Annotated in this window: 23 protein-coding genes and 1 pseudogene; 18 read left to right on the plus strand and 6 right to left on the minus strand. The window is 69.9% G+C overall.

Translation table 11 applies throughout. The features are described 5' to 3' along the window. Nucleotides 1-5 precede the first annotated feature (5 nt). From lipA to ABZ956_RS10635, 3 genes are all read left to right on the plus strand, one after another. Nucleotides 6-959 (plus strand): lipoyl synthase, encoded by a 954-nt coding sequence (gene lipA / locus ABZ956_RS10625; protein WP_071965480.1) that lies wholly within the window; start codon nt 6-8, stop codon nt 957-959. 364 nt (nt 960-1,323) lie between these two features. Beyond that, nucleotides 1,324-1,584, plus strand: coding sequence for a hypothetical protein (locus ABZ956_RS10630; protein WP_071965481.1), 261 nt, complete (start codon nt 1,324-1,326; stop codon nt 1,582-1,584). A gap of 10 nt (nt 1,585-1,594) precedes the next feature. Next, nucleotides 1,595-2,278: a DUF4191 domain-containing protein gene (locus ABZ956_RS10635; RefSeq protein WP_361890058.1), complete on the plus strand. Its 684-nt coding sequence runs from the start codon at nt 1,595-1,597 to the stop codon at nt 2,276-2,278. 78 nt (nt 2,279-2,356) lie between these two features. Here the strand turns inward: ABZ956_RS10635 and ABZ956_RS10640 are convergent, their stop codons facing one another. Next, on the minus strand, nt 2,357-2,824 hold the full coding sequence (locus tag ABZ956_RS10640; RefSeq protein WP_361890061.1) for an RDD family protein: 468 nt from the start codon (nt 2,822-2,824) through the stop codon (nt 2,357-2,359). Nucleotides 2,825-3,022: 198 nt separating this feature from the next. On the opposite strand from ABZ956_RS10640, the gene glnA reads away from it, so the two are divergent. Further along, entirely contained in the window at nt 3,023-4,432 is a 1,410-nt protein-coding gene (gene glnA / locus ABZ956_RS10645; protein ID WP_361890064.1) for a type I glutamate--ammonia ligase, read from the plus strand. A 256-nt stretch (nt 4,433-4,688) separates the two neighbouring features. Here the strand turns inward: glnA and ABZ956_RS10650 are convergent, their stop codons facing one another. After that, nucleotides 4,689-6,065: a hypothetical protein gene (locus tag ABZ956_RS10650; RefSeq protein WP_361890067.1), complete on the minus strand. Its 1,377-nt coding sequence runs from the start codon at nt 6,063-6,065 to the stop codon at nt 4,689-4,691. 173 nt (nt 6,066-6,238) lie between these two features. Here ABZ956_RS10650 and ABZ956_RS10655 point away from each other — a divergent pair, with 173 nt between their 5' ends. The 3 genes from ABZ956_RS10655 to ABZ956_RS10665 all read left to right on the plus strand — a co-directional run bounded on the left by ABZ956_RS10655 (nt 6,239) and on the right by ABZ956_RS10665 (nt 8,907). After that, nucleotides 6,239-7,264 (plus strand): tyrosine-type recombinase/integrase, encoded by a 1,026-nt coding sequence (locus tag ABZ956_RS10655; RefSeq protein ID WP_361890070.1) that lies wholly within the window; start codon nt 6,239-6,241, stop codon nt 7,262-7,264. Between the two features lie 123 nt (nt 7,265-7,387). Beyond that, nucleotides 7,388-7,753, plus strand: coding sequence for a hypothetical protein (locus ABZ956_RS10660; protein WP_361890073.1), 366 nt, complete (start codon nt 7,388-7,390; stop codon nt 7,751-7,753). Between the two features lie 2 nt (nt 7,754-7,755). Beyond that, a complete protein-coding gene (locus ABZ956_RS10665; RefSeq protein ID WP_361890499.1) occupies nt 7,756-8,907 on the plus strand; it encodes a caspase family protein in 1,152 nt (383 codons plus the stop codon). Between the two features lie 400 nt (nt 8,908-9,307). Here the strand turns inward: ABZ956_RS10665 and ABZ956_RS10670 are convergent, their stop codons facing one another. Together ABZ956_RS10670 and ABZ956_RS10675 are read right to left on the minus strand one after the other, a co-directional pair. Then, nucleotides 9,308-10,105, minus strand: a complete 798-nt coding sequence (locus tag ABZ956_RS10670) for a hypothetical protein (protein WP_361890076.1) — start codon at nt 10,103-10,105, stop codon at nt 9,308-9,310. A gap of 93 nt (nt 10,106-10,198) precedes the next feature. Continuing rightward, nucleotides 10,199-11,398, minus strand: a complete 1,200-nt coding sequence (locus tag ABZ956_RS10675) for a hypothetical protein (protein ID WP_361890078.1) — start codon at nt 11,396-11,398, stop codon at nt 10,199-10,201. Nucleotides 11,399-11,826: 428 nt separating this feature from the next. On the opposite strand from ABZ956_RS10675, the gene ABZ956_RS10680 reads away from it, so the two are divergent. The 11 genes from ABZ956_RS10680 to ABZ956_RS10730 all read left to right on the plus strand — a co-directional run bounded on the left by ABZ956_RS10680 (nt 11,827) and on the right by ABZ956_RS10730 (nt 21,200). Next, nucleotides 11,827-12,108 (plus strand): MerR family transcriptional regulator, encoded by a 282-nt coding sequence (locus ABZ956_RS10680; RefSeq protein ID WP_361890502.1) that lies wholly within the window; start codon nt 11,827-11,829, stop codon nt 12,106-12,108. Nucleotides 12,109-12,433: 325 nt separating this feature from the next. Then, the gene (locus ABZ956_RS10685) at nt 12,434-12,637 is read left to right on the plus strand and encodes a cold-shock protein (protein ID WP_046930152.1); all 204 of its coding nucleotides are present in this window, start codon (nt 12,434-12,436) and stop codon (nt 12,635-12,637) included. 98 nt (nt 12,638-12,735) lie between these two features. Then, entirely contained in the window at nt 12,736-13,086 is a 351-nt protein-coding gene (locus ABZ956_RS10690) for an SCO5918 family protein (RefSeq protein ID WP_361890081.1), read from the plus strand. 178 nt (nt 13,087-13,264) lie between these two features. Further along, nucleotides 13,265-14,275, plus strand: a complete 1,011-nt coding sequence (gene sph / locus ABZ956_RS10695; protein WP_361890084.1) for a sphingomyelin phosphodiesterase — start codon at nt 13,265-13,267, stop codon at nt 14,273-14,275. 298 nt (nt 14,276-14,573) lie between these two features. Then, nucleotides 14,574-15,137, plus strand: coding sequence for a winged helix-turn-helix domain-containing protein (locus tag ABZ956_RS10700; RefSeq protein ID WP_361890087.1), 564 nt, complete (start codon nt 14,574-14,576; stop codon nt 15,135-15,137). 138 nt (nt 15,138-15,275) lie between these two features. Next, nucleotides 15,276-16,535, plus strand: a complete 1,260-nt coding sequence (locus tag ABZ956_RS10705) for a sensor domain-containing protein (RefSeq protein ID WP_361890089.1) — start codon at nt 15,276-15,278, stop codon at nt 16,533-16,535. A 37-nt stretch (nt 16,536-16,572) separates the two neighbouring features. Beyond that, nucleotides 16,573-17,025, plus strand: coding sequence for a cupin domain-containing protein (locus ABZ956_RS10710; RefSeq protein WP_361890092.1), 453 nt, complete (start codon nt 16,573-16,575; stop codon nt 17,023-17,025). After that, nucleotides 17,016-17,663 carry a response regulator transcription factor gene (locus ABZ956_RS10715; protein WP_361890094.1) on the plus strand — a complete coding sequence of 216 codons (648 nt, stop codon included), beginning with the start codon at nt 17,016-17,018 and terminating at the stop codon, nt 17,661-17,663. The genes ABZ956_RS10710 and ABZ956_RS10715 overlap by 10 nt, the downstream gene beginning before the upstream one ends. 39 nt (nt 17,664-17,702) lie before the next feature. After that, nucleotides 17,703-18,323 (plus strand): rhomboid-like protein, encoded by a 621-nt coding sequence (locus ABZ956_RS10720; RefSeq protein WP_361890096.1) that lies wholly within the window; start codon nt 17,703-17,705, stop codon nt 18,321-18,323. A 48-nt stretch (nt 18,324-18,371) separates the two neighbouring features. Beyond that, nucleotides 18,372-19,181, plus strand: a complete 810-nt coding sequence (locus ABZ956_RS10725) for a tyrosine-protein phosphatase (protein WP_361890099.1) — start codon at nt 18,372-18,374, stop codon at nt 19,179-19,181. An 84-nt stretch (nt 19,182-19,265) separates the two neighbouring features. Continuing rightward, entirely contained in the window at nt 19,266-21,200 is a 1,935-nt protein-coding gene (locus tag ABZ956_RS10730) for a hypothetical protein (RefSeq protein ID WP_361890102.1), read from the plus strand. A 6-nt stretch (nt 21,201-21,206) separates the two neighbouring features. On the opposite strand, the gene pulA is transcribed toward ABZ956_RS10730, so the two are convergent. Continuing rightward, a complete protein-coding gene (gene pulA / locus ABZ956_RS10735) occupies nt 21,207-23,792 on the minus strand; it encodes a pullulanase-type alpha-1,6-glucosidase (RefSeq protein WP_361890105.1) in 2,586 nt (861 codons plus the stop codon). A gap of 158 nt (nt 23,793-23,950) precedes the next feature. Then, nucleotides 23,951-25,339 (minus strand): annotated as a pseudogene (locus ABZ956_RS10740) (alpha-amylase family protein); the annotation flags it as partial. Between the last annotated feature and the right edge of the window lie 248 nt (nt 25,340-25,587).

Raw genomic sequence — 25,587 nt, forward strand, 5'->3', positions numbered from 1 at the left:
CGGACGTGTCCGCAGTCGCACCCGACGGACGCAAGATGCTGCGCTTGGAGGTCCGGAACGCCCAGACCCCCATCGAGCGCAAGCCCGAGTGGATCAAGACCCGGGCGAAGATGGGCCCCGAGTACACCGAGCTGCAGGGCCTGGTGAAGCGCGAGGGCCTGCACACGGTGTGCCAGGAAGCGGGCTGCCCCAACATCTACGAGTGCTGGGAGGACCGTGAGGCCACGTTCCTCATCGGCGGCGACCAGTGCACCCGGCGCTGTGACTTCTGCCAGATCGACACCGGCAAGCCGCAGGCGCTCGACCGCGACGAGCCGCGCCGCGTGGGCGAGTCCGTCGTCGCGATGGACCTGAACTACGCCACGATCACCGGCGTCGCGCGCGACGACCTCCCGGACGGCGGCGCCTGGCTGTACGCCGAGACCGTGCGCCAGATCCACCAGCAGACCGCCGGCCGCGAGGGCGGCCACACCAAGGTCGAGCTGCTGGCCCCCGACTTCAACGCGGTGCCCGAGCTGCTGGAGGAGGTCTTCGCCTCCCGCCCCGAGGTCTTCGCCCACAACGTCGAGACCGTCCCGCGGATCTTCAAGCGGATCCGCCCGGGCTTCCGCTACGAGCGCTCGCTCGAGGTCATCACCAAGGCGCGCGCGTACGGCCTGGTGACCAAGTCCAACCTGATCCTCGGCATGGGCGAGACCCGCGAGGAGATCAGCGAGGCGCTGCAGGACCTGCACGACGCGGGCTGCGACCTGATCACGATCACCCAGTACCTGCGCCCGTCGGTGCGCCACCACCCGGTGGAGCGCTGGGTGAAGCCGCAGGAGTTCGTGGAGCTGAAGGAGGAGGCGGAGGAGATCGGCTACGCCGGTGTCATGTCCGGCCCGCTGGTCCGCTCCTCGTACCGGGCGGGTCGCCTGCATCAGCAGGCGATAGAGCGGCGCAGCCGAGCTGAAGCGTAGGTCGGGGGTCCGCCCGAGGGACGAGGGCAGGCACCCGGCCGCAGCGGAAGCGAGGCGGAGCGCGACCGAAAAGACAGCGAAGCGCGAGGCGGCGGCTTCCAGCCAGGCGGTCTGAGGCGGCCCGGTCCGTCTGCACCCCAACGGCCCCGACGCGGCCCGCACCCCGGCGACAAGCCGGACGGTGCGGGTCGCGTCAACGTTTCATAGGTGTTTGACCAACAAGTCATCCGTTGGTAACACCGTTCAGTGACGATAGGTGCACGCACAGCAGTACGACACGGCACGAACAGCAGTGCGCCCGCACAGCCAGCACAGAGCCACACCCTCCACGCCTGACCTTTTCCGCTTCCGAGGGGACACCGACATGCAGGCCGCGCCCGGTAACGCAGTCTTGGCGACCGCCACCCGCGCCTCTTCCGCTCTGCCTTCCACGCTCTCCGTACGCCCCCCGTCCGTCACCGGCGCCTTGCGCGCACTGGAGGAACTGCTGATGCGCGGCGGCCAGCGCACAGCCCGTCGAAACGCCTGGACAGCGGTGCTGGAGGACCGCCGCAGGGCCAAGGACCGGCGCGAGGCACAGCATGTGCTGGAGGCCGTGGCTACCCCTGGCCCGCAGGCCACGTAAACTTCGCCGTATGGCGAGGAAGGAAACATCCGAGAACCCCGGGCGACTGAAGCAGATCGCCCTGACCTACAAGATGACCAAGAAGGTCGACTCGAAGGTCGGTCTTGTCGTCGCGGCTGTGGGCATTGTCACCTTCGGTGTACTCCTTGCCATCGGCTTCTGGATCGACCACCCGATTTACCTGGGCATTCTGGGCTTCCTGCTGGCGTTCCTCGCGATGGCGATCGTCTTCGGACGACGCGCCGAGCGCGCTGCCTTCGGGCAGATGGAAGGCCAGCCGGGAGCTGCCGCCGCGGTCCTGGAGAACATCCGGCGCGGCGGCTGGACGACGACGCCCGCGGTCGCGATGAACCGCAGCCAGGACGTCGTCCACCGGGCCGTCGGCAAGGCCGGCATCGTGCTGGTCGGCGAGGGCAACCCGAACCGGGTCAAGGCCCTGCTGGCCGCCGAGAAGAAGCGCATGGCGCGCATCGTCGCGGACGTGCCGGTGCACGACATCGTCGTGGGCGACGGCGAGGGCCAGGTGTCGCTGAAGAAGCTGCACACCACGCTGCTGAAGCTGCCGCGGGTGCTGCCGGGTGCGCAGGTGACGGCCGTGAACGACCGGCTGCGCGCGCTGGGCGACCTGATGAGCAACATGCCGATCCCGAAGGGTCCGATGCCCAAGGGCACGCGGATGCCGAAGGGCCGCTGACCGAGCGAACCGTACGACGAAGGGGCGGGCGGGAACCGAATGGTTCCCGCCCGCCCCTTCGCGTGCGTGGTCGAAATATCAGATCCGCACCTGGACGGCCCGGGCGAAGCGGTCGTGCAGCCCGCGCGTGTCGCGGTCCCAGACGACGGCGGGCACCACGAGCAGCAGGAGCACGCTGCGCAGCAGCACCCGGGGGAGGGACAGCCGGGCACCGTCCTCGCCGATGACCCGGAGGCCGAACAGGCGCTTACCGGGGGTGCAGCCGACCGTGCCGACGGTGAGCAGGCTGAGCACCAGGAAGATCAACAGGGCCCAGTTGCCCGCTCGCTGCGGGTCACCGCCGGCGAGGAAGCCGTATGCGATGAGCATGGAGAGCGCCCAGTCGACGGCGAGGGCCCCGAAGCGCCGTCCGAGCGGGGCGATCGCCCCGGGCCCGTTCTCCGGCAGTCCCAGGCGCTCGCCCCGGTGGCCGAATTCGATGCCCATGTCCTCCGCGGCCGCGCGGGGGCCGGAGAGCCATGATCCGATTGCTTGCCTGTTGTCCACCCATCAAAGGTACTGCGCCCCCATACGTTCCCCGGCGCCCGGGTAGGCCCCTACCGCGCGGCGGTTAACCTCGGCGAAACAAATGGGTCATGCTTGGGAAATCCCGTCTCTCTAGGGTCGGCCGCAGCGCGCCATTGCGATACGGACCGCGCACCCAAGCAATCCCCGACCGCGTTCGGCCGGGCTAGGAGGAGTTGGATGTTCCAGAACGCCGACGAGGCCAAGAAGTTCATCAAGGATGAGGACGTCAAGTTCGTCGACGTCCGATTCTGCGACCTGCCTGGCGTGATGCAGCACTTCACGATCCCGGCCGCGGCCTTCGACCCGGACGAGGAGCTGGCGTTCGACGGCTCGTCGATCCGCGGCTTCCAGGCCATCCACGAGTCCGACATGGCGCTGCGCGCGGACCTGTCCACGGCCCGGATGGACCCGTTCCGCCGCGACAAGACGCTCAACATCAACTTCTTTATCCACGACCCGATCACGGGCGAGCAGTACAGCCGCGACCCGCGCAACATCGCCAAGAAGGCCGAGGCCTACCTCGCCTCCACCGGCATCGCGGACACCGCGTTCTTCGGCCCCGAGGCCGAGTTCTACGTCTTCGACAGCGTGCGCTTCAACACCGCCGCGAACGAGTCCTTCTACCACATCGACTCCGAGGCGGGCGCCTGGAACACCGGTGCGGTCGAGGACAACCGCGGCTACAAGGTCCGTTACAAGGGCGGCTACTTCCCGGCCCCGCCGGTCGACCACTTCGCCGACCTGCGCGCCGAGATCTCCCTCGAGCTGGACAAGGCCGGCCTGCAGGTCGAGCGCCAGCACCACGAGGTCGGCACGGCCGGCCAGGCGGAGATCAACTACAAGTTCAACACGCTGCTCGCCGCGGCCGACGACCTGATGCTCTTCAAGTACATCGTGAAGAACGTCGCCTGGCGCAACGGCAAGACCGCGACCTTCATGCCGAAGCCGATCTTCGGTGACAACGGCTCGGGCATGCACGTCCACCAGTCGCTGTGGAGCGGCGGCGAGCCCCTCTTCTACGACGAGCAGGGCTACGCGGGCCTCTCGGACACCGCCCGCTACTACATCGGCGGCATCCTCAAGCACGCCCCCTCGCTGCTGGCGTTCACCAACCCCACGGTGAACTCCTACCACCGCCTGGTCCCCGGCTTCGAGGCCCCGGTCAACCTGGTCTACTCCCAGCGCAACCGCTCCGCCGCGATGCGCATCCCGATCACGGGCTCCAACCCCAAGGCCAAGCGCGTCGAGTTCCGCGCCCCGGACCCGTCCTCGAACCCCTACCTCGCCTTCTCGGCCCTCCTCCTGGCCGGCCTCGACGGCGTGAAGAACAAGATCGAGCCCGCCGAGCCGATCGACAAGGACCTCTACGAGCTCGCCCCCGACGAGCACGCCAACGTCCCCCAGGTCCCCACCTCCCTCCCCGCCGTCCTCGAAGCCCTCGAGGCCGACAACGAGTACCTGCAGGCCGGCGGTGTCTTCACCTCCGACCTCATCGAGACCTGGATCGACTACAAGCGCACGAACGAGATCGCCCCGATCCAGCTGCGCCCGCACCCGCACGAGTTCGAGATGTACTTCGACATCTAAAGAGCGGGGTCGGGTGACCTGGGCGGAAACCCTGGAAACAGGCTGCGACCTGCGAAAACTCTTCTCAATAGTTCTCGCTGTTACCGCTAGCTTTCCACGCCCTTGTGCACCGCGTGTGCACCGCCCGGCCAAGTCTCTGACTTGACGTCAGAATCGCGACGCGGGCCGCTACCCCATGATCGGGGTAGCGGCCCTCGTCGGCTCGTCCGGGCCTTGGATGCCAGGTCGGAAACCTAGCTTGAGTGCACAGGCGGTACTACCGTCGACCACGCGGCCACGCGTTTACAGCCTCCTCAGGTGGATGCCGCTGTAGCCATTTGCGTGCGGCCTCGTTACCGAAGCCGTGTTCCCGGAGGACTTCAAGGGCCGCTGCTCGTATGGCTCGCTTCTTGTCTTCGCGGTCCAGATGGGCCTTCATACGCGCCACCACATCGCCGTAGTCGTAGTCGTAGCGGCCGTTGACCTTCCTTGCGAACAGCGGCAGGAGTTTGTAGTAGCGGCGTTCACTGATCCCGACCTGCGTCCACGGGTACCGGTCCGGTGCCTCGCCCTTCCGGTACTGCATTACCGCGATGCTTGCCTTCCGGCGCACGTACCGACGGGTCGCCTCCGCGCCCTGCGCTGGGTCGAATCCGGGGCGGATCAGTTGTTCGAGCAGCGTTGCGGCAGCAGAAGCCTTACTCGGGGCACGGGTTTCACGCTGAATGCGATCGACCTGACGCGGGTACGCCATCGCGACGGCATTCGCCAGTGCCGGCTCATCGCCGCTGAGGTAGCCGTGCCAGTAGCCCTTCAAGACCACCTGGCACGCGATCTCGTAAGGGGTCGAGATTGGGTCGAGGGTGATGGTGGGGATGCCGTGGCCGTGGATAGCGTCCGCGAGCTTGCTCCACGGTCGATCGTTGGGGCGCTGAACCTGTACGGGCCAGATACGCGCGGTGAATGCCCAGTCTGCGGGGTGCCGTGTCATTGGAGCCGCGATCAGGATGGCCTCGACGGCTGCCAGTGGTGGTACCTCTCCGCCGTTCATCGTCTTGTTCAACAGCAGCTCCACAAGCCGTCCGTCGTCTTCGGTCTCGCTCGTCACCCAGATGAGACGGCGGGCGATTTGGATCCACCACCCGTTGGCAGAGAGCCCGAGGATCGGGACGTAAAATCGAACGGCAGGGGCCATGATGCGGCGAAATAGTTCTTGTCGCTGCTCGTGGTCCACGGACGTCCCTAGCCAGTGGAGGACATAGTCCGCCGACAGGCGCCCCGTCTGAGATGCCTCGGCGACGAGCCGGCCAGCAATCCAGAGTGCGTCAGCCTTAGACGCAGCATTCGGGACAGGGCTAGCCAAGGGTGAGACCTGCAGGACAGCTGCAATCTGGCTGTTTACCGGGTCAGGGACCTCCCACGCTCCTGCCACAGGTTCCATCGAGCCGACCTGCAGGTCTGGGATGTCCACGAAGGGCAAGCCGTTGGGCTCGATGACTGAGGTCGTTTGGCGCGCCGGCTGGAAGCTACGGCCAGACAGAACGTCAATCTCGCGACCGACCTGGGCAAGCTTGTCCCTCAGCACGCGGCGGTCAGGGCCGCCACTGATCAGCTTCGCGGCCTCATCGACAAGGCCCTCAGACCAATGTCCCATCTGGGCAGTATACGAGGGCATGGAGAACCAAAATCCCAGTCTCAAGCGGGCGCGATCGTACGAACCCGAGCGGCAGAGCATCGGCGTGACCGAGGAGAAGTCCGACCTGACGCCCCGCTTCAAGCTGATCTTCTCTACGGTGGCTGCGCTAACGGTCCTAGCACTGATCTTGAATGTGCTACTGGCCGCGTTCGGCGCTGGAGAACCAGACGTTCGACAATCCCCGGACCTATGCCCAGTACGAGTCCCGTGTCCGCCACCACATCATCGGGCCGCTGGGCTCACTCAAACTGCGCCAGATCAAGTCGTCCACCGTGCAGACCTGGATCAAACGCCGACTGCAGGTGCTGGACGAGACGACCGTCGGGCTGATCTTCACGCACCTGTCGTCGATACTGGCCATGGCCGTGGACGACGACCTGATCGCCAAGAACCCTTGCGAGACAGGGTCGGTGAAGCGCGTCAAGCCGAGGCGGTCGAAGAAGGCGGCGAAGGACGTGCCGCTGTCCTGGGAACAGACGGACGCCGTGCGCGAGCACCTACCCGACCGCTACCAGGCCACCGTCGACTGCGGCCGAGGGCTCGGCATGCGACAGGGCGAGATCTTCGGGTTCAGCCCCGAGGACGTCAACTGGCTACAGAAGGACAAAGTCGTTCACATACGCCGCCAGATCACCCACGACCGCGGCACGCTCGTCTTCGCCCCGCCGAAGGGTGGTACGGAGCATGACCCCAAGGACCGCTTCGTGCCGGTCGGCGACGAGTTGGCCGTGCGGCTCGCCGAGCACATGCGCAAGAACCCGCCGGTCGAGGTCACCCTGCCGTGGATGACCAAGGACGGTGAGCCGGTCACCGTGCGCCTGGTGTTCACCACTCGGGAGCGCAAGCCGCTGAACAAGAACTACTTCAACTACCTCTGGAAGGATGCGCTGGAGGCGATCGGTGCGATAAAGGCCCACAATGACAAGCCCGTTGGCAAGGGCCGCAAGTGGGAAGAGTGCCGCGACAAGATGATGCACTCTCTGCGGCACCTCTTCGCTTCCGAGGCGATCAACGAAGGTGTCGACGTCTACACCCTCGCCGACCTCCTCGGTCACGAGGATCCTGCCTTCACCCTGCGTCGTTACGCCCATCGAGTGGGGGGAGCCGTCGAGAAGGCCCGCAAGGCAATCGGCCGACGATATCGAGCCGCAGCATAGGCTCTTCTGCGCCTCGTCCCGGTTCTCCGTAGGGAGGTTAAGCGAAGGCGCCCCTGCGCGTCCGGCCGTACCCCACCATGGTTGAGACCGCCAAGGCCCGGAGTGCGACAACAGGGGGATCACATGCGCGTTGAGGTTCGTGTCGAGCCAGCGGAGGACGAGCTCCGTTCTCTGCTCACCTGGCTTCGCCGGGACCCTGACATCCGGCGTACCGCCACTCTGGAAATGCGCGAGCAGCCACCGCGCGAGGGCGAGATGGGAGCAGTCGCCGACGTTCTGCAGTTGGTCACAGAGAACGGTTGGAACGCTGCGAACTTCACGCTGGCGCTTGCCGCTTGGAAGCAGACACGCCCGCGAGCCTCGCGAATCACGGTCCGGCACGACGATCTCGTCGACTCCTTGACTGACTGCAGCGACGAGCAAATCGAACGGATCATCCAAATACTCCAAGAGGGCCGGGGAGGCAACCAGAGGAGCTCGGCGAGTTGAGCGTGCTCCCGGACCCCGGCGCTACGAAGGCCCTGTTGATCGGAACGAGCACGTACGACTTCCTTGAAGATCTTCCCGCCGTCTCCAAGAACCTGAGCTCCTTAGCAGAGGTGCTCTCCGGGCCCACGTCATGGAATCTCGGCCAGGACGACTGCATCGTCCTCTCCAACCCGACCAGCGCGGTAGCTGCACTGGACACCCTTCGCGATGCCAGCGCCACGGCCAGGGACACGTTGCTCGTGTACTACGCGGGGCATGGGCTGGTCTCCCCAGAGGGCGAGCTCTATCTGGGGCTGCCTCAATCCAAACAGCAACGGGTGGAAACGGGAATTCCGTACAGCTGGCTTCGAGGCGCGCTGCTGGAGGGGAGGGCGGAGCGGACCGTGCTCATACTCGACTGCTGCTACGGCGGGATTGCCTTGGGAATGATGGGGCCCTCGGAGCTGGCTGCCCAAGCCGATGTTGAAGGAACATACCTGCTCGCCGCAGCCTCGGAGAACCGCCAGGCACTCGCCCCACCCGGGGAACCCCACACAGCGTTCACCGGCGAACTGCTCGCCATCCTCACCACGGGTATCGCGGGAGGTCCCGAGCAGCTGGACCTGGACAGCATCTTCCGACACCTGAGGAAGTCACTCGCCTCGAAGGGCCGCCCCGTCCCCCAAGGACGAGAGCGCAACAGCAACGGCCAACTCGCACTCGGCTGGAACCCCGCTTTCAGTCGGACCCCAGTGTCTACCAGCCCCGGCGTAGGCCAAGCTGAACTCCGCACATGGCCAGACCCTGCAGCCATCCGCACCATCGAAGGGTTCTTTAACGCATTGGCGCAGGTTCGCATCGTCAGTGCCCTCACCCACGCGGCCATCAGCCATCGTTCCGGCGGGCAGATCTCCACCGGAACGATCAGCAACCTCCTCAACCGCAAGGATCTACCCCGGAAGTGGAGGACGACCAGCGTCTACCTGGCCGCCTGCGGGGTGCCGGACACGCAGCTAAACGACTGGCACCTGTGCTGGGAACGGCTTCGGTCCGGTCCCCATGCCGCCGAAGAGTCTGAGTGTGAGGAGGAACGAGGCCGGAGCCACAGCACCCGCGCCTCGTCCTCCTGGAGGCGCGTTGTCCGACAGCTAGCGGGACGGGGATTGCGTGGCTGACGGGGCCGTCCGTTGCGGTCCAGGGGTCGCCTTGTCGTCGTCATTGCCGAAGAGGGTGTTCCAAGCAGCGATCAGCAAGACCGCACCGACCACGATCACCCAGAGCGCCGGCTTCTTGGCCCGGCTGGATACCCTAGTCGGCCTCACGTAGTGCGCCGCCCGGTAGTAACCCTTTCTCATCTTTGCCATTGCCGCCGATACCCCCCGGTTCAGTGCTTAGTACGTCAGCTGTGGAGTGTGGCAGAGGGCATGTTCTTGCGACCGGCGGATTGGGAACAGCGGCTGGATCTGGTCGGCGCCTGACGCGCGCCCAGTTCTTGCCAGCGTTGCAAGGAGATGATCAGCGCCCCGGTCAAGCCGAAGCAGTCCGGCACCATGTACCGCCTGATGGCTTTCCTCCCTACATTTCAGACAAGGGTGAGGTTCCCAGGGCCTTGCGCACCTCGGCTGTGAACTGCTCGCGGCTGACTTCACGGGCTTCTTGGTTGTGTCGCAGTAGGTCAACCACCGCTGAGGCTTGGTCCACGAGAGCGGACAACTGATCGACCTCCGCCTGAAGGTCCCCGAGGGTCTCTCGTGAAGCCGCCTGGTATCGGCCGGCGCTCTCCAGGTACTCAGCCAAGAGCGGGTGGCCATCAACGGTCTCACCGCGTTCATGCGCACCCGCCAGGAGTTCATGCAATTGCCCGGCGCGTTGCACAAAGTCTTCTGTGGCGGCGTGCACAGCTTCGGCATTGGCAGGGCGTTCGTTCAGGACCGACACCCCAGCCTCCGCCGCCCGGACGAAGTTGGCGGTGGCATCTACATCCTCCTGCATCGTCTCGGCCAGATCCTCAGCCGCCTGAGTCACCGCAGGAGGCCCCAGCAGCGCGATGCGCCTTGCACGCTCTGCCATTCGCCCCGCCGCTTCCCTCAGTGGACCCGCATTGGACTGACCGTCATCCTGGAGATCAGCCGAAGCCCGCGTGAGACGAAGACACTCATCCCATGCTTCGAGAAACCCCTCGTAGGCGTTGAGGCGCTGTTGCCTCAGCCAGTGAGCATGCTCGGCGCCTGCTTGGTCCTCTACCTGCCGTCGAACGGTCTCGGCGTTCTTGTCGGCTCCGGCCTTCGCCGCTCGTGCCGCGACAACTGCCCCCAGCACGGTGCCCGCCAGTCCGAACACTGCTGCCACCAGAGCAATCACTAACTCATCCACGACTGTCCATCATGTCGCTTGAGTTAGCGTTTGGGAACGAGAGGTCATCTGGGTTCCAGCCTGGCATTGGCGATCAAGAGCCCCCTGAGCGCACTACCGGGCGACTTTGCAAGGTGAGTCGATATGGGAGACGAACCTGATGCGGGCGTCCTCCAGGCGGATGCTCGTCTTCCGTCGGACCGCAGGATCCCAGAGCTCGACCCGGTCACCGGACTGCCCGAAGATCACCACTGGATGATTGCGGGGAGGCGGGGCCCCGTAGTACGGCGTTTCGGGCGAGGTCGGCTCCACGCACGCATACTCAGCGCTGACGCCGAAGTACTCCGGTATATCTCGGCCGGCCACGGCGAGCGCGCGGTTCTCCGCACCATTGCGTGCTGCGGTGTGGAGGATGAGCAGGCTAAACGCCATACCCATGCCTATGCCCAGGGTCACTGCAGGCGCCCAGGACAGCCACGGCCCTCGGACGCGCAGGGAAGGCGCGAGGAACCGCATCCATCCCAGGAACGCTACCGGTAGCAGCGCGGCCGCGACGAACACGCACAGCACCCAGAGCCCCGCGTGGACGTCACCCAAGCCGTCCTTCCCCGGCGTGGGCCGAACCCCGAACGGCGACAGATACGCCCGCTGGACGAGCGCCCCGAGCCAGGGCACGAGGGGAACTGCAAGGGGTACCGCCAGTGGGACGAGCCACGGCAGCGCGCGGTGCGTGGGGGTGCGCCGCACAGCGAGATGTGTTCCGCCCAGCAGGTAGCCCCCGACCAGGACCACGAGCGGACCGCCGACTCGTGGGTTGTCAAGGCCGATCACGGGCCAGAGCCCGGCGCCGAGCAGGCAGATTGCCGTCGCGGTGACGACGAGGGTCAGGAAAGCCAAGGCGTGCCAGCCCCGGGACACCGAGGGCCTGCCGACCTCGTGGATGTCCGGATCCAGCCTCCGCAGTACCAGCGGGTGATCCGACAGCGCGGTCCGGGCGGCACGCCGGGTGCGCGCCAGACGGCGCGCCCGGGGCTCGTCGAGCCGGGCTGGGACGCGGACCAGCCGGACGGTGCCCGCGTGCGGATTGTGCTCGCCAGTCCGTACGGCCAGGTGGAGCGCATGGCGGAGCCGTCGGCCCACTGACCCGCGCCTGCCCCGCAGGTGCCACTCGATCTGCGGCCGGTGGGCACGCTCCACGAGCGTGGCGTCCCGGCAGTGTAGGGATAGTTCAGCATCCTGGGCCAGCGTGTCCAGGGTGGCGACTGCCTGTTCCACCGCGGTCTCGCGGACGCCTCGGATGCGGACCTCAATCACGCGCACCGTCCACCTCGCGTCGTCTAAACCGCATGGTTCGATGACGACAGGGAGGGCCGTCACCCCACGTTCGGGGTGGCGGCCCTCCCTGACTCGTTCAGCCCCAAGCGGCGCAGCGGCTGGCTGTGAGCCCGTCACCGCCCCTCGGGCGGCGGCGGGGGTCGTCGCACGGTCGGCGGCGAATCGTCCGGCATTTTTTCCCCGGCCCGTGAAATACCTCCTTTCGCCACCGTAGACATTCCTTGTCAGCCGGACTAGAATTTCCGCCTGCTCAAGGAAGCCGTCATGCCATGACGAAAACGACCGCCCCGCACCGCGCGGCGGCACACCGGGTTCCCTTGAGGCGCCCAGAAGAGGTGCATGTGCCCCGAGAAGCGAAGCCGAGCGTCACCGATCGGTTCGATGACGACGACTACCCCGCTTACACCATGGGACGGGCCGCCGAGATGATCGGCGCGACGCCCGCCTTTCTGCGTGCCCTGGGTGAGGCGCGGCTCATCGAGCCGCTGCGGTCCGACGGGGGGCACCGGCGGTACTCCCGGTATCAGCTGCGGATCGCCGCGCGGGCCCGCGAGCTGGTGGACCAGGGCACTCCCATCGACGCCGCCTGCCGCATCGTGATCCTCGAGGACCAGCTCGAGGAGGCCCTGCGGCTCAACGAGGAGCTGCGCCGGTCGGCCGGGCGGCCGGAGGCCGGGGGCGGCTCCTGAGGGCGGAGATGGCGGGGTGCTGTCCCGGACGCCGGCGAATATCTATTGCCGCAACAACAGAATTCAACCGAACGGCGCCGGGAGGATTTATCCCCCAACGGGTGACGTGAGGAAACTCGCCGTGCCCGGCGGCCCGCTCCGTGCTACTGTCGATTTCAGTTGCAGTTGTGGTTCCCAAAGACTTCAAGTGCGCTGACCGGCATTCCACGCCGGTGGGTGCATTTTTGTATTTCTGGTGTTCATTTCCGGACGGGGCAATCATCGCGGCGACACAGGGAGCCCGCACAGTGCGGTTTCCCGGAACTGCCCCGAAGGAGATTTTGATATGGCTACTGGCACCGTGAAGTGGTTCAACGCGGAAAAGGGCTTCGGCTTCATCGAGCAGGACGGCGGCGGCGCCGACGTCTTCGCCCACTACTCGAACATCGCCACCCAGGGCTTCCGTGAGCTCCAGGAGGGCCAGAAGGTGAACTTCGACGTCACGCAGGGCCAGAAGGGCCCGCAGGCGGAGAACATCGTTCCCGCCTGATCGCCGACGCGATATCACGTGGCTGGGGCCCGCACCTTGGGGTGCGGGCCCCAGCCTCTTTCTCTTTCATCGCTCCCCTCACCACCCGCGGAGGCACCATGCGCTGTGTAATCGCCCGTTTCCCCTTCGACCTGGTCAAGAGCGAGGTGGAGCAGTCGATGAAGGGCGTCAAGCCCGAGCCCGTCACCGGGGCGTCCGTGACCATCGGCCGCCACACCTACCCCGTCAAGCAGGTGGGGGAAGTGATCACCCGGCAGGACCGCCGCGACTTCACCGCCGACGAGGTCACCCGGGCGCTGACGCGGCTCGGCTTCACGTGCCAGACCGTCCAGGAGCCCGCTCCCGCCGCTCCGCCCACCCCGCTGGAGACGGCCACGGCGCTGTTCGGCGGCCCGACGCGCTCGTACCTGCCGCCGTCGAGCGGTCACAACGGGGGCCCCGGCCGCTGAGCGGTCCCGTGCGCGGCCCGGCTCGGCGCCGGGCTGCCGCAGAACGTTACGACACGTTACGACTCAGGCTTTCCGAAGATCATCGAACGGCCATCCGGCGGTAACGGCAACTGATGTGATGTGCGGGGTTCCTTCCGCACCAGCCCGCACAGGGTTCTCACCCATCAAGGGAGACACAGTGCCGTTCACGAAGAACGCCGGTTCCGCCCGCCTGATCGCCGCCGCCACCACGGCCGCTGCCGCCGCCACGGCCCTCGTCGTGGCCGTACCGCAGTCCGCGGTGGCCGCTCCCACCGCCCCCACCGCCGCGACACCGCAGGTGAAGGTCCTCAGCTACAACGCGTTTCTCATGAGCAGCCGGCTCTACCCCAACTGGGGCCAGGAACACCGGGCCAAGGCGATAGCGGCCGCCGACTTCTTCCAGGGCCAGGACGTCGTGGTCCTCCAGGAGGCGTTCGACAACGCGTCCTCGGACACGCTCAAGGCCGCCGCCGCGGGCCGGTACCCGTACCAGACGCCGGTCGTCGGGCGGGGCAAGGACGGCTGGGACGCCACCGGCGGCGCCTACTCCTCCACCACGCCGGAGGACGGCGGCGTGACGGTCCTCAGCAAGTGGCCGGTCGTGCGCAAGGAACAGGTTGTCTTCAACGACGCGTGCGGCTCCGACTGGTGGTCCAACAAGGGCTTCGCCTACGTCGTCCTGAACGTGGGCGGCGCGAAGGTGCACGTCGTGGGGACGCATCTGCAGTCGACGGACAGCGGCTGCAAGGCGGGCGAGGCCGCGGCGGACCGTTCCCAGCAGCTCAAGCAGATCGACGCGTTCCTCGACGCGAAGAACATCCCGGCGAACGAACAGGTCATGATCGCCGGTGATCTGAACGTGGACTCCCGCAGCGCCGAGTACCGGTCCATGCTGGCCGACGGCGACCTCGCCCCGGCGGACACCCGCGCCGGGCACCCGTACTCCTTCGACACGAAGGAGAACTCGATCGCGGCCTACCGCTACCCCACCGACGCCCGCGAGGACCTCGACTACGTCCTCCACCGCAACGGCCACGCCCGGCCGGCGGGCTGGCGGAACACCGTCGTCGCGGAGCGGTCCGCGCCGTGGACGGTCTCCAGCTGGGGCAAGGAGTACACGTACACCAACCTCTCCGATCACTACCCGCTGATCGCCGGGACGGGCTGATCTTTCGGCCAAGGTTCGGTATTTACTGCTCAGAGGGTCTGCTGCGGCGTCGCCGGCCATGCTTCAATAGGGGGCATGGCCAGCTACCAGAACACCGCGACGGGTCGCAGCGACCTCGAGCCCTTCTGGCCTTCCCGGCAGCACCACGACTTCGACCGAGTGTGTTGTCGCGCGTCCTTCGCGCAGGCCCTCTCCTTCCGCTGACACCCACGTCGAAGTCAGCCGCCGGCACCGGTTCCGGCAAAGCGGCCCGCGCCTGCACGTCCTCTCGACGTACCGCGCGAAAGAGCTGAGCTCCATGTCGAACCTCCGCACTCTGCCCTCGTCGTCCGCCGCCGGCCTCGCCGCCCCCGCGGGCCATGCCGCCCACCGGCACCGGCTGCGGGCCGTGGCCCCGGACGAGGTGCCCCCGGTCGCCGATCTGCTGCACCCCGGCGCCACCTGGATGCCCGCCCCGCAGCACACCCTGCCCACACTGCCCGGCCAGCCCCCGATGATCGGCTACCTGGTCCTCGTACCGGCCGAGCGGCAGCCCGCGCCCGACGCCGCCCTCCCCGCGACCGAGGGCGACGCCCTGGTGCGCATCGACGCCGAGCAGCGGACGGCATGGGTCGCGGGCCGGCCGCTGGATCTGACCTACCTCGAGTTCGAGCTGCTGGCCCACCTCGTCGCCCACCCGCACCGGGTGCACACCCGCGATCAGCTGGTGACCACGGTGTGGGGCTACGGACACGTGGGCGACGGCCGGACCGTCGACGTCCACGTCGCCCGGCTGCGCCGGAAGATGGGCGCCGAACACCGCTCGTCGATCGTCACCGTCCGCCGGGTCGGCTATAAGTACGCTCCCCCGGCCGGTTTCTGAAATCGCCTGGTCAGAGGGTGGTGCCAGGTACACCACGGCCCTCTGGCCAAGCCCAGTGACCGATCTTGACCGAACCCGCAGACTGGTGCGGGGACCGCGTCCGTGGCCCCTGAACCGAATTGACGCGGGAGAGGCCCGATGAAGATCCGCGATGCCCTGCTGGCCGGTGTGAGAGGGCTGTGGCTCACGCTCTACGGCCTGGTGATGTCGGTGCTGCTCTTCACCCTCAGCGTGGTGTCGATCGCCTTCGTCACGCTGGGCATCGGCCTGTTCACCACCCCCCTCGTCCTGGGCGCCGTACGGGCCTACGCCAACCAGCACCGCGGCCTGGCCCACGAGTGGGCCGGCGTGCGCATCCCCGCGCCGTACCAGCCGCTGCCCGCCCCGCGCTCCGGCGTCGTCGGTCAGGTGGAGCGGTGCGTGACCCTCCTCAAGGACAAGGCGACCTGGCGCGACCTGCAGTGGCTGCTCGTGAACATGACCGCGGGCACGATCCTCGCCATCCTGCCCGCCTGCCTGCTCCTGTACGCGATCTGGGGGCCGGTGGTGGCCCTCGGCGTCTGGAAGCCGATCGTGCGGGCCGACGGCACCTGGTGGTTCACGTTCGTCCCCGTCTCCGACCAGTTCACCGCCAACCTCGCGGCCGCCACCGGCATCGGCTACGGCGTGCTCGGCCTGCTGGTGAACCGGATGCTCCTGCGGGGCTACTTCCTGCTGGCCAAGCCGCTGCTGCGGCCCACCCGGGAGCGCGAACTGGCCCTGCGCGTCGACCGTCTGACCGAGACCCGCCACGAGGCCGTGGACAGCTCGGCCGCCGAGCTGCGCCGCATCGAGCGGGACCTGCACGACGGGGCGCAGGCCCGGCTGGTGGCCATGGGCATGAGCCTGGGCACCATCGAGGCGCTGATCGAGAAGGACCCCGCCCAGGCCAAGAAGCTGCTGGCCGCGGCCCGGGCGGATTCCGCCGAGGCCCTCACCGAGCTCCGCGACCTCGTGCGCGGCATCCATCCGCCGGTGCTGGCCGAGCGGGGGCTCGGCGACGCCGTGCGCGCCCTCGCGCTGCGGATGCCGCTGGCCGTCGAGGCGGACGTCGAGCTGGCGGGCCGGGCCACCGAACCGGTCGAGTCGGCCGCGTACTTCGCCATCAGCGAGGTGCTCACCAACGCGGCCAAGCACTCCGGTGCCGACCGGGTCTGGCTGGACGTCCACCACGCCCAGGGCACGCTGCGGGTGGCCGTCACGGACAACGGCCGTGGCGGCGCCGATCCGGCCGCCGGCACGGGGCTGCTCGGGGTGGAGCGCCGGCTGGCGCCCTTCGACGGCGTCCTGGCCGTCAGCAGCCCGCCCGGGGGCCCGACCATGGTCACCATGGAGATCCCCTGCGCGCTCACCCCGTGAGGCGGTCCCGCGAGGGGGCGGGTGAGAGGCTAGGGTCATGACCGACACCTCCGAGCTCGTCACGCTCCTCGGCCTGCAACCCCACGTCGAGGGCGGCTGGTTCCGCGAGACCTGGCAGACGTCCGGCACCGCCGTGCCCGAGGGGTACGGCGGCCCGCGCGCGTACGCGACCGGCATCTACTTCCTGCTGCACCCCGGCGAGGTCTCCCGCTGGCACAAGGTCCGCTCCGACGAGCTGTGGCTGTGGCACCGGGGCGGCCCGCTGCGGATGCGGCTGGGCGGCGGCGGGGCGGCCCCCGACGAGGCGGGCGCCACCGAGGCCGTCCTGGGGCCGGGCGTCGAGCAGGGGCAGCGGCCTCAGCTGCTGGTGCCCGGCGGTCTCTGGCAGTGCGCCGAACCGGCGGGCGACGAGCCGACGTTGGTCACGTGCGTGGTCGCCCCGGGCTTCCACTACGAGGACTTCACGCTGGCGGAGGGTCCGTGCGCGTAGTCCTCGCCGAAGACCTGTTCCTGCTGCGGGACGGGCTGGTCCGGCTGCTGGAGGCGTACGACTTCGAGATCGCGGCGGCGGTCGAGAGCGGCCCGGAGCTCAGCCGGGCGCTCGCCGAGCTGCGGCCCGACGTGGCGGTCGTGGACGTGCGCCTGCCGCCGTCCTTCACCGACGAGGGCCTGCAGTGCGCGCTGGCCGCCCGCCGGGCGACCCCGGGGCTGCCGGTGCTGGTGCTCTCGCAGCACGTGGAGCAGCTGTACGCGCGCGAGTTGCTCGCGGACGGCAGCGGCGGGGTCGGCTATCTGCTCAAGGACCGGGTCTTCGACGCCGACCAGTTCGTCGACGCCGTGCGCAGGGTCGCCGCCGGTGGCACGGCGATGGACCCGCAGGTCATCTCCCAGCTGCTGAGCCGGCGGTCGCAGGACCGGCCGATGGCCAGGCTGACGCCGCGCGAGCTGGAGGTGATGGAGCTCATGGCGCAGGGCCGCTCCAACGCGGCGATCGCGGCCCAACTCCAGGTCACCGAGCGGGCGGTGGCCAAGCACACGTCCAATATCTTCGGCAAGCTCGCCCTGCCGCCGTCCGAGGACGACAACCGGCGGGTCCTGGCCGTGCTGGCCTACCTGGACCGGGGATGAGAGTGGCGCGCGGGGTGGAGCACGACCGATCATGGCCGGATGACCTCCGTAGTTGACCGTCTGCCCCGCCTCGCCCCCGTCTACGTCGGGGGCGTGCAGCTCGGCGCGTACGCCGCGCAGCACCTCCTCACGCCGGCGATGCGCGAGCGCCTGCTGCGCCGTTGCTCCACCAATGTCGACAACCTGCGGGCGGGCCGCTGGGACACCCTCGTCAGCAGCGCGCTGGTGGTCGAGGCGCCGCTGGAGCTGCCGTACGCGCTGCTGCTCCTGGCGGTGCTGGGCTATACGGAGTACGCGTACGGGGCGTGGTGGGCGGCGGGCGCCTTCGCGTTCGGGCACGTGGGCGCGTCGCTCCTGGTGTACGGGGGCCTGCGCGCCCTGCGCACGGACGCGCGCACCCGCTCGGCGATCGATGTGGGTGCCAGCTACGGCTTCAACGCGATGGCCGGCGCGCTCGCCGCGGCGCTGCCCCGCGGGCCGGTGCGGACCGGGATCTGCGCCGCGCTGCTGGCCCTCGGCGCCCGCCCCTACGTGCGCGGACGCGGCCGCGCGAGCTTCACGGACGCGGGGCATCTGCTGGCGCTGGTCCTGGGCATGGGGCTGGGGCCGGCCCTGGCCACGGGGCGGCGTCGCGGACTGGGCTACGGTTCTTCACAATAAAAGAGCAGAAATGCGAAAAACAGCACAGGCACCTAGGGAGACCGGCCCATGCCGCAGCAGTTCGATGCCTCGACGATCACCAATTTCCGCGACCTCGGCGGCATCGCGCTCGTCGGCAACTCCGCCGTCCGTCCCGGTCTGCTGCTGCGCTCGGGCCAGCTGGACCGGCTGGACCTGCGGGCCGATCCCTCCGTCGCCGCCCTCGGCATCCACACGGTGGTCGACCTGCGCACGGCGCGCGAGCGCCGCGAGCGCCCCGGCCGGCTCCCCGACGGCGCCCGGCTGATCGTCGCGGACGTCATGGCCGGCATGATCTCCGAGCGCGGCGACTCCCCGGAGGACGAGGCCCCGGCCCGGCTGGAGACGATCCTGGGCAACCCGGCCGCCGCCGAGGAACACCTGGGCGGCGGCAAGGCGGAGAAGCTGATGTGCGACACCTACCGGTCGTTCGTCACCTCCGAGACCGCCTGCCGGGCCTACCACCTGCTGCTGGCCACGCTCGCCGAGCCGGACTGCGGTCCGCTGCTCTTCCACTGCACGGCCGGCAAGGACCGCACCGGCTGGGCGGCCACCGTGATCCTGCTGCTGCTCGGCGCGGACGAGGCGACCGTCGAGCGCGAGTACCTCGACGTCGTCCCGGCGGTCCGCGCGGCCTTCGCCCCGATGACCGACCGTTTCACGGCCGCCGGCGGCGACCCGGAGATCGCCGGCGCCATCCTGGGCGTGCGGCCCGCCTACCTCGCGGCGGCGCTGGAGGAGATGCGCCGGGCGTACGGCGACGTCGAGACGTACGTGCGCGACGGGCTCGGCATCCCCGACGAGGCCGTCGACCGCATTCGCGCCCGCTGCATCGCCTGACCCGTCAGGGCCGCCGCCACCGGGCCGCGACCGCGCCCCCACACGGGTGAAGTGACCATCGGATCATTCACTCGTTCTACGGATGTGGAGCAGCAAGCTACGGCCCCCCGGCCCTTCGCCCCGGCCCCCGTCGACGTCGAGCAGGCCGAGGCCGCACTCATAGAGCACTACCCGCGCCTGGTCCGGCTCGGGTACCTCGTCCTGCCGCCGTCGCTGGGCCGCAACCGCCGCGTGCTGACCGCGCACGCCCTCGTCCAGCGGGCGCTGCCGCGCAACCGGGCCGGCGCCGGGCCGGCCGTACCCTCGCCCCGCGGGACCGGGGGCTGCCCGGACGACCCGGGGTACGCCTATGTACGGCAGCGGGTGCTGCAGGCCGCGCTGCGCGCCGGCCGGCCGCGCGGGCGGTGGCAGCTGCCACGCCCGGGCCAGTTGCCGCCGCTGCTGCCGCAGGTGTGGGGGCTGCGCCTGTTCCCGCGCTCGGGCGGCGCCGACGAGCTCGCGCTGGACCAGGCCCTCGCCGCGCTCTCCGGCCCCGGCAGGGCGGCGTATGTGCTGCGCGAGCTCGAGCTGGCCGGCGACCACGACGTACGGCGGCTGCTGACCGCCGCCGGGGCCGACGCCCCGGACGCGGCGCTGGCGGAGGCGGACCGGGTGCGCGTCCCGGCCGGCAGCAGGGACCGCCCGCTGCTGGAGTCGGTGGAGTTCGACCCGTGCTCGCTCCAGGCCAGGCCCACCGATCTGATGCGGCGCCGCCAGCACACCCGCGCGGCCCTGGCGGCGGCCGCCGCGGCCGTCGTCTGCGGCACACTGCTGGGGCTGCCCGGCGAGGGCTGGGGCCCCGACGGCGCCGCCGCCCCGCCCTACGCGCGGAACGTCTCGGCCCAACAGGCCCTGGATCCCGCGCGGCTGACGACGGCCTCGGACACCGCCTGGAAGCGCGCCGACCGTCCCGGCTTCGCCGCCTGGCCCGCGCGCGGCAACCGCGCCGGCGACCGGGAGCTGCTGCGCCGGGCGCTGGCCGTCTGGGCCCGCCCGGGGAACACGGTGCAGGTCACGGCGACGCCCGGCACCGCCGCCGGACCGGCGGCCGGTCCCCCTCAGCTGCTGTACGCGGGCGAGGTCGACTCGGCCGTGGTCGTGCTGCTCCACGACGGCCTGCGCGTGGTGCGCTACGCGGAGGCCAGGAGCGGCGACACCCGCTCCGCCGCACTGGACTTCGCGCGGACGGACGCGGCGGACATGGGCACCGCGGCGGCCCTGGTCGTCAGCCGCACCGACGGCAACGTCCGCTATCTGACGGCCCCGTGGGTGGACAGCACCGCCGTGCGCGATCTGCTCCGGCCCACCGCCCCCGCCCGGCCGCTGCGCCGCGGCCCCGACGGTCTGACCGACGCCGTGCCCAGCCCCGGCGCCACCCGGGACTGCCAGGGCTGGACCGCCCTGCAGCTCGGCGACCATCTGATCACCGACCTCGGCGAACTGCTCCCCGTCCGGCTGACCGCCGGCGCCCCCGGCGCCGCGCACGACGTGAGCACCGCCAAGGAGCGCGCCGCCTGGGCGCACACCGCCTGCCACCTCGCCTCCGTCCGGGGCCAGGGCGTGCGGTCGGTGAACTCCTGGCAGTTCGCCACGCAGACGCTGCCCGGGGCGGCCGGGAGCGCGGAGTGGCTGTGCACCCGCGCGGAGACCTGGCGGGGCGCGGGCAGCCGGGTGCTGGCCCAGTTCCAGGCCCCCGGCACCCGCGAGGGGGCGCCGGGCACGGTCGTCGCCCGTGCCGAGGACTCCCCCGCCTGCGGGGCCCGCGAGCCGCATGTGCTGGCAGGGGCCCTGTGGAAGTCGGCCAAGGGCAATTGGTACGCCCTCGCCGCGGGCGGCGGCGACGTCACCGCGATCGCCGCGAGCGGCGGGGTGAGCGGCAGCGCCCTCGGCCCGCTCCTGGCCGTCCCCGCGAGGCAGGGCGCCCAGGCCAGGCTGACCGCCCGGCTCGCCGACGGCACCAGGATCACTCCCCTGCACTGACGGCGCTCAGCCGCGCCGGAACACCGCGACCGTCCGGCCCGGCACGGTGAAGGTGCCCGTCGCCGCCGCGTACGAGGCGGACTTCACGACCGCGTCCGAACCGCCCGCCTGGAGCGGGTGCAGGGTGTAGCCGTCGCCGGCGAGCGCGCCGACCGTCTGGCTCTGCGACTGCGGGCTCGCGTTGAGGACGACGACGAGGTCGTCGAGGCGCATCGTGATGACTCCGGGGGTCTCGTCCTTGCCGGACAGCGGGAAGGAGAGGGACCGCTGGACGGCCTCGGTGGTCGGTCGGCTGAACGCCTTCTCCGTCGTGCGGATGCGCAGCAGGTCCCGGTAGGCGGCCGAGGCCGCGGTGGTCGCGGAGCAGCCGGGGCGCAGCGCCGGGTCGGCCAGCAGGGCCTTGGCGTAGGGCCACTTGGCGGCGTTGTCGGCGGCCGGGGGAAGGCCGCGGCCGAAGCCGTTGCCGGCGGCGCACTCCCAGTGGACAGCGTTGAACCAGTCGCCGCTGTCATAGGAGTTGCGGTCGAGGGACTTCGAGCGCAGCAGGTCCGTACCGGCCTGGGAGAGGGCCGGGCCCTGGGAGAGCGCGGCGGCGGCCATGGCCACCACCTGGGCCCTGGCCCGCTCGGCGGCGGGTGTCGAGGGCGGGAGTTTGTAGGCCAGGGCGTCGTAGAGGGCTTCGTTGTCATGGGCGTCGGCGTAGGACAGGGCGTCGCCGGGGGCGGCGGCGTATCCGGCGGGGGATCCGTTGTAGTCGACGTCGGCGCCGCGGACCTGGCGGCCGGTGGTGTCGGTGAAGCGGTAGTCGGCGAGGTTGCCGCTGAGGCCGACCTTGATGAGGTCCTGGGCGTGCAGGAGCCGGGCCCGCTGCTCGTCGGGGGTGCCGTTGGCGGGCGAGGTGTTGGGGTCGGTGAACAGGCCGGAGGCGAAGCCCTGGACGCGGGGGTCGTCGTCGAAGGGGCCGCCGCCGCGGATCGCGTCGCGGGAGCGGTCGGAGAAGGTGGCGATGCCGGTGCCGGCCATGTTCTTCTGGGTGGCCTGGACGAAGCGGGCGTCGTTGGCGACCTCGCCGAAGTTCCAGCCCTCGCCGTAGAGGATGACGGCCTTGCCGTCGACGCCGTCCTTGGCGACGGTCAGGGCGTCGAGGGCCTTGCGCACGGCGAGGATGTTGGCCTTGGGGTGGTGGCCCATGAGGTCGAAGCGGAAGCCGTCGACCTTGTACTGCTTCGCCCAGGTGACGACGGAGTCGACGACGAGCTTGCCCATCATGGCGTTCTCGGGCGCGGTGTTCGCGCAGCAGGTGGAGGTCGCGACGGAGCCGTCGTCGAGGAGGCGGTGGTAGTAGCCGGGGACGATGCGGTCGAGGACGGACTTCTCGCTCAGCCCGGAGGCGGCGGTGTGGTTGTAGACGACGTCCATGACGGTCCGCAGCCCGGCGTCCGCCAGGCCCTGCACCATCCTCCGGAACTCCACGGTCCGGCGCGGGCCGTCGGGGTCGGAGGCGTACGAGCCCTCGGGGACGGTGTAGTGCAGCGGGTCGTAGCCCCAGTTGTAGGCGTCGCGCGCGGCGGTCTTGGCCACGCACTCCTGCTGCCGCTCGGAGTCGGCGGGCGCGGCGGCGAGGTCGCAGCCCGGGCTCGCCTGGTCGGCGCGGCGCTCGGGGACGGTGGCGAAGTCGAAGACGGGCAGGAGGTGGACGTAGGAGGTGCCGGCGGCGGCGAGCCGCTTCAGGTGGCGTGTCCCGGCCGAGTCGCGGTCGGTGAAGGCGAGGTACTGCCCCGGGTGGCGCGCGGTGCGGTCGGCGACGGAGAAGTCGCGGACGTGCAGTTCCTGGATCTGTGCGTCCCGGAGGGGCACGGCCTTGGGCTTGCGCAGCCGCTGCCAGCCGGCGGGTGCGAGGGCGGGGTCGGCGAGGTCGGTGACCAGGCTGCGGGTGGAGTCGGCGGTCAGGGCGGTGGAGTAGGGGTCGGTGACGTGGTGGGTGACCGTCTTCCCGGCGGCCGGGGCGTGGACGGTGACGGCGTAGCGGTAGGGCTTGCCGGCCCAGTCCCGGTTGCCGGTCGCGCTCCAGACGCCGCTGGCGGCGTCGCGGCGCATGGGGACGGTGCGGCCGTCGAGCTCCAGGGCGACGTGCCGGGCGGTGGGGGCCCACACGGAGAGGGTGGGCCGGCCGTCGCGGAACGCCGGGCCGAGGGTGGCCTTGGTGGCGGCCGTGGCGTAGAGGTCGTCGAGGACGCCGGGGATCTGGACGCCGGTGGTGAGGCCGTCCGTCTCGGCGACGAGCCGGCCCCGGAGCGCGGTGCGTTCCCGGCCGTGGGCGTCGACGCGGAAGGCGTCGTGGGTGGCGGCCAGGCGCGGGTACTTCGTCAGGCCGCCGGGGCGGTGGGTGAGGGTGAAGCTGCCGTGGTCGTGGACGAGGCGGTGGGGGTGGGTGGGGGTGCCGAGGTTTTTGGGCCAGGCCACCGTGTTCTTGTCGAGCCAGTGGACTCTTGCGTCGGTGGGGGCGGGGGTGGGGTCGGCACTGGCGGTGCCGGTGCCTGCCAGGGGCAGGGCGAGGGCTATGGTCGTGGCCAGGGTGGCCAGTCGTCTCACGGACAGTGCTCCTTCGGCTGGGTCATGACGTGGAAGGTGCCCCGGCCCCGCCCTTTCACCGTTTCCCGGGGCTCCGCCCCGGACCCCGTACCGCGCTGCGCGCGGTGTCCTCAATCGCCGGACGGGCTGAATTTCAGGGGCGGGTCCGGGGAAGGTCAACCGCATGTACGCGCGGCTGCGTGCAGGGCCAGGGCCGTGTTCGGGGCGACGGTGGCCGTGAAGCGGCCGTCGCCGCCGACCGTCACCCGGCGGCCCGACTGGACGTCGCAGTAGTCGCCGCCCGGCAACGACGTCTGGAAGGTGCGGCTCAGCGGATACGTCTCGTGGTTGACGACCACGTAGCCCTTGTCGCCGCGCCCGAAGGCGATGGCCTGGTAGCCGTTGTCCCACCAGTCGCCGACCGCCGTGCCCCGCACGGCATTGCGGAAGGCCACCATCGCCTTGATCTCGGGCCATTTGTGCTGGCACTTCCAGCCGTCCTGCCAGCAGGCGTTCACCGTGCCGCCGCCGGGCGGTCCCGCGTCGCGGTCGGTGAACTCGTAGCCGGAGTGGAGGTCGGGCGAGCCGTAGGGCCAGGCCAGCATGAAGACGTTCGCCAGTGTGTAGGCGGCGCCGTCCTTGTAGCTGAGGGTGTCGCCGCCGCGCTCGGTGTCGTGGTTGTCGACGAAGACGGAGGCCTTGGCGCCGGGCAGGTGGCCCCAGCCCTCGCCGAAGTTCCTCAGGTAGGCCAGGCGCTCGCCGAGGAGGACGCGGCGCAGGTCGCGGGCGTAGCGGAACTCCTGGACGTCGCCGTTGCCGAGGTATTCCTCGGGCTGTACGGCCTCTCCGGCGCCGTGGATGGTCTCCTGCTTCCAGTAGACGCCGGGTTTGGAGAGCCGGGCCTTGATGGCGGCGAGGTCCTGGGCCGGTATGTGCTTGGCGGCGTCGATGCGGAAGCCGTCGACGCCGAGGGAGAGCAGGTCGTCGAGGTAGCCGGCGATGCGGGCGCGGACGTGTTCCTCGCCGGTGTCCAGGTCGGCGAGGCCGACGAGTTCGCAGTTCTGGACCTTGGCGCGGTCGCGGTAGTCGTCGAGGACGGTCGTGCAGTCGTCCATGTCCTGGCGCTGGTAGGTGCCGGGGTAGTCGTATTTCGTATACGAGGTGCCGCCCGTGCCGGTGCCCGGGCCCGCCGCCATGTGGTTGACGACGGCGTCGACGACGACCTTGACGCCGGCGCCGTGGCAGGCGGCCACCATGCCGGCGAAGGCGGCCCGGTCGCCGAGCCGGCCGGCGATGCGGTAGCCGACGGGCTGGTACGAGGTCCACCACTGCGGTCCCTGGATGTGTTCCTGGGGTGGGGAGACCTGGACGTAGCCGTAGCCGGCGGGGCCGAGGGTGTCCTTGCACTCGCGGGCCACCGAGGAGTATTTCCACTCGAAAAGGACTGCTGTGACGTCTTTGTCGCCGGGGGCACTCGCCTGGGCCGTGGGGGTGGAGACGGTCGCGCCGGCCACGAGGGCGAGGACGGCGGCGAGGGCCCGGCCGGCGCGCCGGCCGGTTCGGGGCATGGCGGTGGGGGCCATGGATCCTCCTGGGGTGGGGGAAGGATGCGATGCAGCCTTGAGCGGCAACGCGCCGCGCCCGTAAGGCCCCTGAGGCATGGAAGCTTCTTGCTGCAAGCTTGCCCGCACGGCAGCAAGCGCTTGCCGGTCGTGACCGTACGAGCCTCACGTGCACCGGTCAACCCTTTGGACACGGTCCGGTTACAACCAGGAAATCTGGCGATTGCCTTCTTGCAAGGTCTTTCGCAAGAGAT

It is taken from the genome of Streptomyces sp. NPDC046261 (genome assembly GCF_040646235.1).
In the GTDB taxonomy this organism is placed as follows: domain Bacteria; phylum Actinomycetota; class Actinomycetes; order Streptomycetales; family Streptomycetaceae; genus Streptomyces.